At 42.6% G+C, this 15,837-nt stretch carries 1 pseudogene and 2 CRISPR repeat arrays; the pseudogene reads left to right on the top strand.

Features of this window, described 5'->3' with window-relative positions:
* Positions 1 to 107 precede the first annotated feature (107 nt).
* Positions 108 to 288 (top strand): annotated as a pseudogene (locus PSE7429_RS27770) (NF041680 family putative transposase); the annotation flags it as partial.
* A 171-nt stretch (positions 289 to 459) separates the two neighbouring features.
* Positions 460 to 1,295: direct repeats of the CRISPR family, unit length 37 nt; unit sequence GTTTCAATCCCTAAAAGGGTTTCAGAGGTTTTGAAGC.
* Between the two features lie 111 nt (positions 1,296 to 1,406).
* Positions 1,407 to 15,769: direct repeats of the CRISPR family, unit length 37 nt; unit sequence GTTTCAATCCCTAAAAGGGTTTCAGAGGTTTTGAAGC.
* Positions 15,770 to 15,837: the final 68 nt, after the last annotated feature.

Below are 15,837 nucleotides of genomic sequence, written 5' to 3'. Positions count from 1 at the left end.
CCTAAATATTCTCCTTTTCATTCTCTTGGATTTGCCCAGTTCTCCATTCTCTGGGTTACTTTTTCCTGCTCTTTTCTGATTAGCTTAATCAACTTAGTCTAAACTCCAGTCAGGGCTTTGCCGCACTTTTAGTCAGGATCGGCTCTCCTGCTTGTTCTCCGAAACCTCGTGGTAAGTCTCTTGGTTGGAAATCTGGGCGCAAGCGCGATCCTTATCCTCGCTTTCCTATCATCAAAAAAACGCGCTTCTCGTCCCAAAAAGGTCAACAAAGACATCCTTAATTCCTAATCCTAAATATTCTCCTTTTCATTCTCTTGGATTTGCCCAGTTCTCCATTCTCTGGGTTACTTTTTCCTGCTCTTTTTCTGATTAGCTTAATCAACTTAGTCTAAACTCCAGTAAAAGGGTTTCAGAGGTTTTGAAGCCTTACCCGCGCGCGATATGATGCGATTGGGCTTGGTTTCAATCCCTAAAAGGGTTTCAGAGGTTTTGAAGCTTCAGTCAGGAAAAGTTTCTGGGATAGAAGTCCGGTTTCAATCCCTAAAAGGGTTTCAGAGGTTTTGAAGCTGGCAAGTTCCCACAACTATCCGTAAACCCCTGCGGGTTTCAATCCCTAAAAGGGTTTCAGAGGTTTTGAAGCCCATTTCAAGAAAGAGATAGAATACAAAGGGAATGGGTTTCAATCCCTAAAAGGGTTTCAGAGGTTTTGAAGCGTTTCGGATTCGGGATACAACACAATCGAATTAGGTTTCAATCCCTAAAAGGGTTTCAGAGGTTTTGAAGCTTTAGCTGTAATCAGTAAGTAGTCATCGCCCATTATGTTTCAATCCCTAAAAGGGTTTCAGAGGTTTTGAAGCGGCTTCGGCTTGCGTCCTTGCCATTCAATAGTTAAGTTTCAATCCCTAAAAGGGTTTCAGAGGTTTTGAAGCCATGCATAGCCAATCTCTCAAGGCTAATGATGCGTTTCAATCCCTAAAAGGGTTTCAGAGGTTTTGAAGCATTGGGATGCAAAACGTTTACAGAAAGCCAAAAGATTTTGTTTCAATCCCTAAAAGGGTTTCAGAGGTTTTGAAGCCATATTTTGTGGTCACGTAGCTGGTCATCGCTTGGTTTCAATCCCTAAAAGGGTTTCAGAGGTTTTGAAGCCAGAGAGAGCCACCAGTCATCCCATAAGGCTCATAGCCGGTTTCAATCCCTAAAAGGGTTTCAGAGGTTTTGAAGCTTAAGCAGGAAAGACAGGCGACTACAGAAGATTTTGGTTTCAATCCCTAAAAGGGTTTCAGAGGTTTTGAAGCAGTTCGGTCTGCGCCCACGATACCTACGGCTCAGTTTCAATCCCTAAAAGGTAAAAGGGTTTCAGAGGTTTTGAAGCGTTGCGCTCGTTCCTTACGTCAGTCCCTTCAAGCAGTTTCAATCCCTAAAAGGGTTTCAGAGGTTTTGAAGCGCCACGTCAAGCCCCCGCAGCAAGGAAAAAGGAGCAGGTTTCAATCCCTAAAAGGGTTTCAGAGGTTTTGAAGCTTGATATCATCCCTGTATGCCCTTGCATTTTGGTCGATAGTGTTTCAATCCCTAAAAGGGTTTCAGAGGTTTTGAAGCTTATCACCTACATCCAAAGCAGCGAGAGAAGGTCGTTTCAATCCCTAAAAGGGTTTCAGAGGTTTTGAAGCGCCCTGCCTCTTTTTCCTTGCGCTGTGGGCTTGGCTTCAAGTTTCAATCCCTAAAAGGGTTTCAGAGGTTTTGAAGCAGCTGCCTATCCTGACGACCGCTATATGGGAGGGGGTTTCAATCCCTAAAAGGGTTTCAGAGGTTTTGAAGCCTCGAAGCGCAAATCCTAGCGCGACAGCAAGGACGTTTCAATCCCTAAAAGGGTTTCAGAGGTTTTGAAGCAAAGCGTTTGTTGATGTTGGCGGCGATCGCATAGTGTTTCAATCCCTAAAAGGGTTTCAGAGGTTTTGAAGCATAGGGGAAGGAGTACTTCCAGTAGAATCCTGAATGTTTCAATCCCTAAAAGGGGTTCAGAGGTTTTGAAGCTGAGTCTCACTCCTGTACTGTGTGTCCAAATCCAAGTTTCAATCCCTAAAAGGGTTTCAGAGGTTTTGAAGCTCAACTTGATTTCTATGAATGTTAGACGTTTATCCGTTTCAATCCCTAAAAGGGTTTCAGAGGTTTTGAAGCGGCTGATGCTCTGATAAGCTTTAGGATTACCGACAAGTTTCAATCCCTAAAAGGGTTTCAGAGGTTTTGAAGCTTTTCAAAATGCTCCAACCCTATCCGTTATCCGCCCGTTTCAATCCCTAAAAGGGTTTCAGAGGTTTTGAAGCTCACATTTCTCAATTGCAAATTGCACAGGTACAAATGTTTCAATCCCTAAAAGGGTTTCAGAGGTTTTGAAGCTTAAGCTTGTCAATTGCATCGCGCCGATCGCCTTAGTTTCAATCCCTAAAAGGGTTTCAGAGGTTTTGAAGCCAAAATCTGCTACTTGCTGTTGATAATAGCCACACCCCAAGTTTCAATCCCTAAAAGGGTTTCAGAGGTTTTGAAGCACCCACAGATTGAGGTCATCGGCGGTGATGGCAAGTTTCAATCCCTAAAAGGGTTTCAGAGGTTTTGAAGCCTACAATCCCCAAACAGTTCGGTTTACTGCTTTGTTTCAATCCCTAAAAGGGTTTCAGAGGTTTTGAAGCTAGACCTAAACCAAACCACACCCGACTGGGTACTAGTTTCAATCCCTAAAAGGGTTTCAGAGGTTTTGAAGCTTTCTATGCTGGGTGTAAATATTTACACTTGCCATAGTGTTTCAATCCCTAAAAGGGTTTCAGAGGTTTTGAAGCTACGAGTCTGATGACGGTAATAAATATCGGGTATTCTTGTTTCAATCCCTAAAAGGGTTTCAGAGGTTTTGAAGCCCATGAGTCTCACTCCTGTACTATGTGTCCAAATCCAAGTTTCAATCCCTAAAAGGGTTTCAGAGGTTTTGAAGCGCTGCAGGGATTGGATTATTTGCGCAGGGCTATTTTGGGGGTTTCAATCCCTAAAAGGGTTTCAGAGGTTTTGAAGCTTGGATTACTTACGTCGTGCTATCTTAGGTGACGCACCTTCGTTTCAATCCCTAAAAGGGTTTCAGAGGTTTTGAAGCGAATCTGTCGCCACACCAAGGACAAAGGCTGCGTTGTTTCAATCCCTAAAAGGGTTTCAGAGGTTTTGAAGCTTCGGGATCTATCCCTACTGCTTTAGCGTATTGCGCTGTTTCAATCCCTAAAAGGGTTTCAGAGGTTTTGAAGCTTGATAAGGAGGTTTTGCGCCTTCACGTATCCAAGTTTCAATCCCTAAAAGGGTTTCAGAGGTTTTGAAGCTTGAGATTCTAGCCATGCGCTGGGCGCAGCGCACGAAGTTTCAATCCCTAAAAGGGTTTCAGAGGTTTTGAAGCGATCGAGATCGCAAAGCTTGAGCTTGAAAAGCTAGGTTTCAATCCCTAAAAGGGTTTCAGAGGTTTTGAAGCTACTTTTAACATTGCGATCGCTACACTCAAGGAAGGTTTCAATCCCTAAAAGGGTTTCAGAGGTTTTGAAGCGCTCAACATCCTGCGGTGTACCCGCAAAGTTTATCCACCGAGTTTCAATCCCTAAAAGGGTTTCAGAGGTTTTGAAGCTCGTGCCCATCAACGCTTTCGCCCGATAGACCAACGTTTCAATCCCTAAAAGGGTTTCAGAGGTTTTGAAGCAGCGACAATTCGCCTAAGAGTAGATTTGTATCCCTTGTTTCAATCCCTAAAAGGGTTTCAGAGGTTTTGAAGCGACATTGCCGCGATCGCCACCCACCAAAGCCTCTGTTTCAATCCCTAAAAGGGTTTCAGAGGTTTTGAAGCAGGCTATCGATTCAGATATCGCACTACAGGCTTTTGTTTCAATCCCTAAAAGGGTTTCAGAGGTTTTGAAGCTTCATTATTGCGTTTTTCCGTTCAGAATTTGTATGGTTTCAATCCCTAAAAGGGTTTCAGAGGTTTTGAAGCAAACCATGCACACTGCCGAAATTCAATTGCAGTTCGTTTCAATCCCTAAAAGGGTTTCAGAGGTTTTGAAGCTGCTAGCGCTGTTAGAGTAGCAGGAATCCTTGCAGAGTTTCAATCCCTAAAAGGGTTTCAGAGGTTTTGAAGCTGAAACGACAAAGCTAGGTACTTAGCCCCGATCCTGTTTCAATCCCTAAAAGGGTTTCAGAGGTTTTGAAGCGTCTTGCTTTGAGATTGACACATGATTATCAAGTTTCAATCCCTAAAAGGGTTTCAGAGGTTTTGAAGCTGAGCAGTCCCTTCCACCAAGCAACCCATTGACCTGTTTCAATCCCTAAAAGGGTTTCAGAGGTTTTGAAGCCTTGGGCAAAGGCTTCTCCACCTCCCGCGATCGCTCCGTTTCAATCCCTAAAAGGGTTTCAGAGGTTTTGAAGCCTAGGATGGCGGTATTACGTTGTTTCACTCTACGGGTTTCAATCCCTAAAAGGGTTTCAGAGGTTTTGAAGCCAGACCATCGCACCATCAACCACTTTCTAGGATGGAAGTTTCAATCCCTAAAAGGGTTTCAGAGGTTTTGAAGCCCACAATGCGTTGATGCTGTCAAACGCCCTTGGGAAGTTTCAATCCCTAAAAGGGTTTCAGAGGTTTTGAAGCGATCGTGGCGGCGAAGCCAAAGGCGGTGTCTGAGGTTTCAATCCCTAAAAGGGTTTCAGAGGTTTTGAAGCAATCTACCGCAGTGTTACCAGTGCCCACAGTGAGCAAGTTTCAATCCCTAAAAGGGTTTCAGAGGTTTTGAAGCCTTGATTTCAATCCGATCGCATAATCCACGAATCGTTTCAATCCCTAAAAGGGTTTCAGAGGTTTTGAAGCCGCGACAGAGTTCGATGGCACAGATCTTTTCTTTGGTTTCAATCCCTAAAAGGGTTTCAGAGGTTTTGAAGCGATTAAGTGTTACAAGATTTCAAAAAGAATTCAGGGTTTCAATCCCTAAAAGGGTTTCAGAGGTTTTGAAGCCGATCGCTATTTTTTTTAATCAATGCAAAGCAGTGCGCCGTTTCAATCCCTAAAAGGGTTTCAGAGGTTTTGAAGCCGGGCTATCCTTTCCAAGCATCGCCCCCAAAATGGTGTTTCAATCCCTAAAAGGGTTTCAGAGGTTTTGAAGCTGAAGCCCCAAGCACCCACCGACCAGCGGGAACTGAGAGAGTTTCAATCCCTAAAAGGGTTTCAGAGGTTTTGAAGCGCCACAATGCCATAGTTAAAGCTTTAGCCTTGTTTAGTTTCAATCCCTAAAAGGGTTTCAGAGGTTTTGAAGCACCTGTTTCTGTGAACTAAGCCAAATCAAAGTTAGGTTTCAATCCCTAAAAGGGTTTCAGAGGTTTTGAAGCGAAGTTACATTTATTAGCATATCGCTACACTTTAAGTTTCAATCCCTAAAAGGGTTTCAGAGGTTTTGAAGCGTAGGGAGCCGAAAGAAGAGGGGGTTGCGAGAGGTTTCAATCCCTAAAAGGGTTTCAGAGGTTTTGAAGCGGCAATAATCATACAAACACCGTAGCCAACGATGGTTTCAATCCCTAAAAGGGTTTCAGAGGTTTTGAAGCATCTGCTTCTCTAGCTGCTGAGCTTGCCCCGTGGTGTTTCAATCCCTAAAAGGGTTTCAGAGGTTTTGAAGCATGATTTGCCTTAAAACTCAATCCCTTTTACGTGTTTCAATCCCTAAAAGGGTTTCAGAGGTTTTGAAGCCTCCATTACTAGGTAGGAGGTGCGGTCGCTTTCGAGATTGTTTCAATCCCTAAAAGGGTTTCAGAGGTTTTGAAGCCCGCAAGTTCTAGTGGCGTTCTGTCTCTAGCACCCGCAAGTTTCAATCCCTAAAAGGGTTTCAGAGGTTTTGAAGCTCGCCTGTAATACTTGCTGATGCCGCAACGATCGCGGTAGTTTCAATCCCTAAAAGGGTTTCAGAGGTTTTGAAGCGTGACCTGATTCGGGTTTTTCTAGGAATTTGTAAGTTTCAATCCCTAAAAGGGTTTCAGAGGTTTTGAAGCTCAAGGTTGGGGATAAAGTCCTTGATTATGTCGTGTTTCAATCCCTAAAAGGGTTTCAGAGGTTTTGAAGCCAGAAGCGCAAAGCCAGTCACCATGCTCAGCTCCGTTATTGGTTTCAATCCCTAAAAGGGTTTCAGAGGTTTTGAAGCGCTTCCCCACTACTGCCAAGCCATCGCTCGAAGTTGTTTCAATCCCTAAAAGGGTTTCAGAGGTTTTGAAGCTCTAATAGACATCTAACTAAGTATTAGCTGTTAGTGTTTCAATCCCTAAAAGGGTTTCAGAGGTTTTGAAGCCTAAGATGTGGATAAGCGATCGCCTAAAATAGAGTTTCAATCCCTAAAAGGGTTTCAGAGGTTTTGAAGCAGTTCGTCCCCATTATCGTCGGGGAGTACTGGGGTGGTTTCAATCCCTAAAAGGGTTTCAGAGGTTTTGAAGCGAACTGTAGGGTTGTTGGGTGTTATGCAGTTTTCGGTTTCAATCCCTAAAAGGGTTTCAGAGGTTTTGAAGCATTAAAGGTTAAAGCAAGTGATGGAATGTCTAGGTTTCAATCCCTAAAAGGGTTTCAGAGGTTTTGAAGCAAAGAAATACTCTCATGCTAATTTTGTTGGCGACGTTTCAATCCCTAAAAGGGTTTCAGAGGTTTTGAAGCTTCCAGCAGCTAATGAAGGCAGTACCGCAATACTGTTTCAATCCCTAAAAGGGTTTCAGAGGTTTTGAAGCAGACTTTTTCCCAAAGGACTAAACAATGATCTACGGTTTCAATCCCTAAAAGGGTTTCAGAGGTTTTGAAGCATGGATGACTGCAATGGTATCTTTGACACCCAAGAAGTTTCAATCCCTAAAAGGGTTTCAGAGGTTTTGAAGCCCCACGAAGGCGTAAAGTTCACCCCAGTACTCCCCGTTTCAATCCCTAAAAGGGTTTCAGAGGTTTTGAAGCCCAGCGACCAGCATTGGTGTACGGCTATTGAGGAGTTATTTAGTTTCAATCCCTAAAAGGGTTTCAGAGGTTTTGAAGCCAAGAAGGCAACGTATGGGAGAAAGGTGTTACTCGTTTCAATCCCTAAAAGGGTTTCAGAGGTTTTGAAGCGGTACTTCTCCTGTATCTGGCAGACGGGTGATCAAGTTTCAATCCCTAAAAGGGTTTCAGAGGTTTTGAAGCAAGTTAATGATTTAAGCACCGATACTAAGGCGATCGGGTTTCAATCCCTAAAAGGGTTTCAGAGGTTTTGAAGCCCCAAATTAAGTCCAAGCTGGGTATCAAGTCATGGTTTCAATCCCTAAAAGGGTTTCAGAGGTTTTGAAGCTTAAATACAACCAAGATAAGAGGATAGGCATTAGTTTCAATCCCTAAAAGGGTTTCAGAGGTTTTGAAGCTTCCAGTAGACTCGATAGGCAATGCCGTCGCCCTGTTTCAATCCCTAAAAGGGTTTCAGAGGTTTTGAAGCGAATTAAAGATCCAATCAATGAGAATATCAACGATAAGTTTCAATCCCTAAAAGGGTTTCAGAGGTTTTGAAGCATGAACCACTGCGCTTACCACTTGCGCCACATTTCGGCTGAGTTTCAATCCCTAAAAGGGTTTCAGAGGTTTTGAAGCGCGAGATTCTTCCAATTGCTTCTCAAATTGCAATTTGTTTCAATCCCTAAAAGGGTTTCAGAGGTTTTGAAGCATAACACGGTTTTGTGGTAGATTTATGGAAATAATGTTTCAATCCCTAAAAGGGTTTCAGAGGTTTTGAAGCCGGCACTCTCGCCGAATGGGACTCAAAAGACTTGATTCTATTTGTTTCAATCCCTAAAAGGGTTTCAGAGGTTTTGAAGCTCTGTTAGCTGCTTCTGAGATCGGGCAGAAGTTTGTTTCAATCCCTAAAAGGGTTTCAGAGGTTTTGAAGCCCTGCTTGGTTGCCTCTTCGGGAGGTGTATCTGCTTGTTTCAATCCCTAAAAGGGTTTCAGAGGTTTTGAAGCTTCCCAAGAGCTACTTTGTTGCTGCTCGTGCGCGGTATGTTTCAATCCCTAAAAGGGTTTCAGAGGTTTTGAAGCGATTGATTCAATTCATTCTGTAAAGCCTTTGCCCGTTTCAATCCCTAAAAGGGTTTCAGAGGTTTTGAAGCGGTATTAATCTTCAATCCTAATTCTTGTTTTAAGTGGTTTCAATCCCTAAAAGGGTTTCAGAGGTTTTGAAGCGCGAGCAAGGAAAGGGATCTGGCAAAGTGGTTCTAGTTTCAATCCCTAAAAGGGTTTCAGAGGTTTTGAAGCCAGAGCCACCAAAGCTTCGCCAATGATTACTTTGTTTCAATCCCTAAAAGGGTTTCAGAGGTTTTGAAGCTAATGAAGCGCCATTTTAGGGGTGACAATATCGATCTCGAGCTTCAAGTTTCAATCCCTAAAAGGGTTTCAGAGGTTTTGAAGCGTGGAAAAATAAAGTTTGTGTAGAGAATGGGGCGACTGTTTCAATCCCTAAAAGGGTTTCAGAGGTTTTGAAGCGCGGAGCGCTTTACGCTGTCGCTCTTCGTGCATTCGGTTTCAATCCCTAAAAGGGTTTCAGAGGTTTTGAAGCTCTCTCTAACTTAATCTGCCACTCGAGTTGGTCAAGTTTCAATCCCTAAAAGGGTTTCAGAGGTTTTGAAGCCTTATCGTAAATCTAAGAGTTTTTATATCATTGTTGAGTTTCAATCCCTAAAAGGGTTTCAGAGGTTTTGAAGCTCTCTCCAACGCATTAAGTTGATTGTTTAAATCCGGTTTCAATCCCTAAAAGGGTTTCAGAGGTTTTGAAGCTAGAAGTTTGTATTACTGAGCCAAAGAGAACTGAGTTTCAATCCCTAAAAGGGTTTCAGAGGTTTTGAAGCCTGTGTTGGCGACTTCGGCTAGGACGATCGCACCTCGTGTTTCAATCCCTAAAAGGGTTTCAGAGGTTTTGAAGCTTGGCAGCTTGTTTTAATGGCTTGAGTAGGTTAGCGTTTCAATCCCTAAAAGGGTTTCAGAGGTTTTGAAGCGTGGTTGGTGCGCTTGCTTCGGCAAGTATGCGATCGGCTATGTTTCAATCCCTAAAAGGGTTTCAGAGGTTTTGAAGCTAAATATATTGCCGATGGCTGGGGCTTGGTTGGTATGTTTCAATCCCTAAAAGGGTTTCAGAGGTTTTGAAGCACGCTATTAGCTTGAATAGTGTTACCATTATTAAGTTTCAATCCCTAAAAGGGTTTCAGAGGTTTTGAAGCGCGAGTATTTTGTCCTCTATACCAGCCTGTTTAGTTTCAATCCCTAAAAGGGTTTCAGAGGTTTTGAAGCTACAAACGCCGCAATGATACGATGTCACGCCGCAGTTTCAATCCCTAAAAGGGTTTCAGAGGTTTTGAAGCCTTTTGAAGTTGCTTCAGACGGTATTCTTGAGATCTATTCGTTTCAATCCCTAAAAGGGTTTCAGAGGTTTTGAAGCGTGGGCAAATTTGCTGATAAGTTGGTACAAAAGGTCAAAAGTTTCAATCCCTAAAAGGGTTTCAGAGGTTTTGAAGCTTTTACGTTTCCATCGCTTTGTTTTAAGGCTCATACACTTGTTTCAATCCCTAAAAGGGTTTCAGAGGTTTTGAAGCTTATCTAGACTTTCGCAGTAAGTGGCTGCAATGCCAGTTTCAATCCCTAAAAGGGTTTCAGAGGTTTTGAAGCCATACTGCTTTTTCTTAGGATCTCCAAGGCCAGAGTTTCAATCCCTAAAAGGGTTTCAGAGGTTTTGAAGCTACACGCGCTGCGATTAAATCAGTTGATGCGGAATGTTTCAATCCCTAAAAGGGTTTCAGAGGTTTTGAAGCTAAAGCAATTTTAAGCTGCAAATGACTTTTGCCAGGTTTCAATCCCTAAAAGGGTTTCAGAGGTTTTGAAGCGAGGCTGCAAACTATAAAGAGAAGATGCTTGTTACTGTTTCAATCCCTAAAAGGGTTTCAGAGGTTTTGAAGCACGGTCAGGTTGATGATTTCCTCAAAAAATGCTACGTTTCAATCCCTAAAAGGGTTTCAGAGGTTTTGAAGCTCTGTCCCCCCCAATTGGTGACAAGGGGGGTGATAAGTTTCAATCCCTAAAAGGGTTTCAGAGGTTTTGAAGCTTAATATGCGTTACTACTGTCCTGATTGTGGTTCTGCTGTTTCAATCCCTAAAAGGGTTTCAGAGGTTTTGAAGCGACTGCTTGCCAAATGCCCATCTAAAGCCCTTGCCCGTTTCAATCCCTAAAAGGGTTTCAGAGGTTTTGAAGCACCGAAGTGCGATCAGTGTGGCGGCATCATCGACGTTTCAATCCCTAAAAGGGTTTCAGAGGTTTTGAAGCATCCACAGATGGCATGATCACCACTCATGGAGCCGTTTCAATCCCTAAAAGGGTTTCAGAGGTTTTGAAGCCCGTACAGGTAGTACATCTTGGCATAAAGGACTGAACTGGGTTTCAATCCCTAAAAGGGTTTCAGAGGTTTTGAAGCAGCCTCTCAAAAAACGCAGAAGAGATGGTCAGAGCGTTTCAATCCCTAAAAGGGTTTCAGAGGTTTTGAAGCAATTAGGATCGTTAGGCGATCGCCTAATCTTTGCTTCGTTTCAATCCCTAAAAGGGTTTCAGAGGTTTTGAAGCGCTACTACTTGCACAGGAGCGTTTGCAAAGTACTGGTTTCAATCCCTAAAAGGGTTTCAGAGGTTTTGAAGCCCTAAATAGGCGATCGCCTAATCCCTAAAGTTTCGTTTCAATCCCTAAAAGGGTTTCAGAGGTTTTGAAGCTGTAGAGGACAGTAGAAACCAGATTAGTAGCTCTAGTTTCAATCCCTAAAAGGGTTTCAGAGGTTTTGAAGCTATCCGATCTTAGGGCAACCCCACAGGTGGAACAAGTTTCAATCCCTAAAAGGGTTTCAGAGGTTTTGAAGCTTCCCCACCCAATTGGTCAAGCTCCATGTTTTGCAGTTCTCGTTTCAATCCCTAAAAGGGTTTCAGAGGTTTTGAAGCGGCTTAAAGAGCAAGGAACTCCACAAAATGCCATGTTTCAATCCCTAAAAGGGTTTCAGAGGTTTTGAAGCCCAAATGAATACTGATGCCTCGGCTATTGCAACTCTTGTGTTTCAATCCCTAAAAGGGTTTCAGAGGTTTTGAAGCTAATAATCAACGCAAGGAAACAGGAGAAAAGGCATGTTTCAATCCCTAAAAGGGTTTCAGAGGTTTTGAAGCACCTACCAAGCAATCAAGCGTTGCCATCGGTTTGGTTTCAATCCCTAAAAGGGTTTCAGAGGTTTTGAAGCCGCAGGCGGCGATCGCTCAAAAGAATTTGCTAGTTTCAATCCCTAAAAGGGTTTCAGAGGTTTTGAAGCCTAAATTTTTCCCTGTGGCTTGAGCCATATCGGTTGTTTCAATCCCTAAAAGGGTTTCAGAGGTTTTGAAGCTGCCGTTTATAAGGATTTTATTAGTCACTCCAAAGGTTTCAATCCCTAAAAGGGTTTCAGAGGTTTTGAAGCGTGCGATATCCTGCGCGGTTCCTGCGAAATTAATCGTTTCAATCCCTAAAAGGGTTTCAGAGGTTTTGAAGCCGCTCAAGAGAATGGCTACAAGTTTTTCGTTAATGGTTTCAATCCCTAAAAGGGTTTCAGAGGTTTTGAAGCCGCCGTTAAAAAAGTCGCCATGCCATTTCAATTGCTGAGTTTCAATCCCTAAAAGGGTTTCAGAGGTTTTGAAGCTACTCAACAAAGAATCGAAAATTTGTTACACGAAAGTTTCAATCCCTAAAAGGGTTTCAGAGGTTTTGAAGCGAAAAACCAAAATTAATTACTTGTTGGCAGTACGTTTCAATCCCTAAAAGGGTTTCAGAGGTTTTGAAGCGTGAATTGGTTAGGCTATCGAAAGCTGTAAATGTTCTTTGTTTCAATCCCTAAAAGGGTTTCAGAGGTTTTGAAGCGCGTCATCCACTCACTCTCAAATTCAGTTGCTTCGTTTCAATCCCTAAAAGGGTTTCAGAGGTTTTGAAGCATCCTTCAGATCCGATACCCGCAAAAGGAGATAAGTTTCAATCCCTAAAAGGGTTTCAGAGGTTTTGAAGCCTACTGCACCACGCAACACCAAAAAATCGACTACCCATGTTTCAATCCCTAAAAGGGTTTCAGAGGTTTTGAAGCTCTAGCTACTAACTACACACTCGCAGGGCGGTATGTTTCAATCCCTAAAAGGGTTTCAGAGGTTTTGAAGCGTCTTTTTCTTGGGTGCGATCGGTTCTGGTTCGTCGTTTCAATCCCTAAAAGGGTTTCAGAGGTTTTGAAGCCGGATAGAGTCGTGCGGTAAGCTCTTAGAGTTTTGTTTCAATCCCTAAAAGGGTTTCAGAGGTTTTGAAGCCTCGTTTTGGATATGTTTCTGAATGCTTTGCTATGTTTCAATCCCTAAAAGGGTTTCAGAGGTTTTGAAGCCTATCATAGGAACGCACGAACAAATACAGCGATTTGTTTCAATCCCTAAAAGGGTTTCAGAGGTTTTGAAGCTCAGAGTTAAATATTTAGCTAGTCTTCAATCTCAAGTTTCAATCCCTAAAAGGGTTTCAGAGGTTTTGAAGCGTTAAGTTACCTGGACTGCCTGTTTTTGTAGCCACGTTTCAATCCCTAAAAGGGTTTCAGAGGTTTTGAAGCCAGTGCCTTGCCCTGTAAAATCACCAATACAGGTAATGGTGTTTCAATCCCTAAAAGGGTTTCAGAGGTTTTGAAGCGGTATATCTCCTAAACCCGATCGCATGTTCCATTGTTTCAATCCCTAAAAGGGTTTCAGAGGTTTTGAAGCATCTTTCCCACTCTGGATTAGTCGGGTCTGCATACGTTTCAATCCCTAAAAGGGTTTCAGAGGTTTTGAAGCCTTCTTTCGCCCTGCCGTTAAAGTTGTTTCGAGCTGTTTCAATCCCTAAAAGGGTTTCAGAGGTTTTGAAGCCAATGCCAATGCCTAGATACGAGGGACGCTCGTAAAGTTTCAATCCCTAAAAGGGTTTCAGAGGTTTTGAAGCAGCAACGCTAAAAATGTAATTGATAATTTTATGAATTGTTTCAATCCCTAAAAGGGTTTCAGAGGTTTTGAAGCCTTCTCTTGGTGCTGATAAGCGAGCAGATAGCCATGCAGTTTCAATCCCTAAAAGGGTTTCAGAGGTTTTGAAGCGCCAACATATTAAGGTTTAGCAAGTTGTTAGAAGCCATGGTTTCAATCCCTAAAAGGGTTTCAGAGGTTTTGAAGCGATTACAAAATAATGCTCAATCTTCTGTTATCAAAGTTTCAATCCCTAAAAGGGTTTCAGAGGTTTTGAAGCTAGTAAGTCAATCGCGTCAAAGTAGCGGCGCGGTTGTTTCAATCCCTAAAAGGGTTTCAGAGGTTTTGAAGCAAAAACGGGCAATCGCTTGCTTGTATTCATGGGAACGGAGTTTCAATCCCTAAAAGGGTTTCAGAGGTTTTGAAGCATCTCCTCATCTAGTGGCTTGATTTGCCCTGCAATGTTTCAATCCCTAAAAGGGTTTCAGAGGTTTTGAAGCTTGCAGCCATTCAACCACACCACCCGCACGCTCTTCAGTTTCAATCCCTAAAAGGGTTTCAGAGGTTTTGAAGCGCTATTTAATCATGGCAAACCATAAAGATTTTTGTGAGTTTCAATCCCTAAAAGGGTTTCAGAGGTTTTGAAGCCATTTAATGATTGCTTCATTCATCGTCATCACCACCTGTTTCAATCCCTAAAAGGGTTTCAGAGGTTTTGAAGCACTACGCCAAGACAAGCTAATGGCGGTGTTTATTATGTTTCAATCCCTAAAAGGGTTTCAGAGGTTTTGAAGCTAAAGCAGTTTTTGATAGAGCCAAGCAATTGATAGCTGGTTTCAATCCCTAAAAGGGTTTCAGAGGTTTTGAAGCCTGAAGGTTGGGGTTTCAGCAGAGCCTTAGCATTTCAGTTTCAATCCCTAAAAGGGTTTCAGAGGTTTTGAAGCTTTCGTGGTTAGGGATTAAGGTTAGAGTGCCTGTAGCAGGTTTCAATCCCTAAAAGGGTTTCAGAGGTTTTGAAGCTTCTGAGAATCTTCTGGGATTCTATCAGTTAAAAGAATTGTTTCAATCCCTAAAAGGGTTTCAGAGGTTTTGAAGCCATCTTAAGCCCTCAGACATTGAATTGCTTAGACAAAGCCTGTTTCAATCCCTAAAAGGGTTTCAGAGGTTTTGAAGCAAATCATATTCTCTATGTTGGTCGAGATGGCATTGGTTTCAATCCCTAAAAGGGTTTCAGAGGTTTTGAAGCAAACACGGAATACAAGTATTATCACTTATCGGATGGGTTTCAATCCCTAAAAGGGTTTCAGAGGTTTTGAAGCATTCCTTACTAATTTTCTCCCAATCGTATTTTGATGTTTCAATCCCTAAAAGGGTTTCAGAGGTTTTGAAGCGCATCGCATATTAGGGGTGGATTGGGGTGCGGTAGTTTCAATCCCTAAAAGGGTTTCAGAGGTTTTGAAGCGGAATGAAACAATATGGCAAGCAAAAATAATAAATGGTTTCAATCCCTAAAAGGGTTTCAGAGGTTTTGAAGCTCGCTTGTTCCTGTGAATAGAATTCATGAGGCGACTTGTTTCAATCCCTAAAAGGGTTTCAGAGGTTTTGAAGCTTCGCAATACCAGTGATACATGTTTAGTTTTAGTAGTTTCAATCCCTAAAAGGGTTTCAGAGGTTTTGAAGCCCAAAAAGCAGAGGATGTAGCGTCATCAACTATGTTTCAATCCCTAAAAGGGTTTCAGAGGTTTTGAAGCGGCTTGAAGGCGGCTATGGGATATCTGCCATAGATCCGTTTCAATCCCTAAAAGGGTTTCAGAGGTTTTGAAGCTAACAAAAGCTGGAGTAGCCCATGTATCCCCTATCAATGTTTGGTTTCAATCCCTAAAAGGGTTTCAGAGGTTTTGAAGCTAGCGGTATTACCTTCTTCAAGCTGTACCCTTGCCACGTTTCAATCCCTAAAAGGGTTTTAGAGGTTTTGAAGCGCTCCCTACAGGAGAGGTAGATGGAGCGTCCCCCAAGTTTCAATCCCTAAAAGGGTTTTAGAGGTTTTGAAGCTACGTAATAGAAGGGGAACCTGTAGGAGGTGACGGGTTTCAATCCCTAAAAGGGTTTTAGAGGTTTTGAAGCTTGGGAAGATTGCCACAGTTATCCGTGAAGCCCTGTGCCTCGTTTCAATCCCTAAAAGGGTTTTAGAGGTTTTGAAGCGTAGACAAAAAAGCCGCTAGCTTAGCGGCTTTTTATTGTTTCAATCCCTAAAAGGGTTTTAGAGGTTTTGAAGCCCCGTTGATCATTGATTTCTTGCCTTGGCGTGTAAGTTTCAATCCCTAAAAGGGTTTTAGAGGTTTTGAAGCTTCAGCGCACTGAGTATCAAACTCTGCTCTAGCTGCTGTTTCAATCCCTAAAAGGGTTTTAGAGGTTTTGAAGCCCTCATGAATATCAATATAGCAGAGTATTTTAATTGTTTCAATCCCTAAAAGGGTTTTAGAGGTTTTGAAGCTTTGGTTGATGTTCTTCCAGATACTCCATCCTCTTTTCGTTTCAATCCCTAAAAGGGTTTTAGAGGTTTTGAAGCAGTAGTGGAGCTAGATCTCGCTCAATCAATTCGTCGTTTCAATCCCTAAAAGGGTTTTAGAGGTTTTGAAGCTCATCCCTCCGTAAGTTATCTGTTGTTCCCAAAAGTTTCAATCCCTAAAAGGGTTTTAGAGGTTTTGAAGCTAGTCAGAAAAGGCGTTGTTGCATAAAAAGGGGGTTAGAAGGTAAATTAAGTATTAAGCAGGAGATGA

The organism is Pseudanabaena biceps PCC 7429 (genome assembly GCF_000332215.1).
Lineage (GTDB): Bacteria > Cyanobacteriota > Cyanobacteriia > Pseudanabaenales > Pseudanabaenaceae > Pseudanabaena > Pseudanabaena biceps.
The sequence above is the reverse complement of the archived record's forward strand: the minus strand, read 5'-3'. Positions and strand labels throughout refer to the sequence as shown.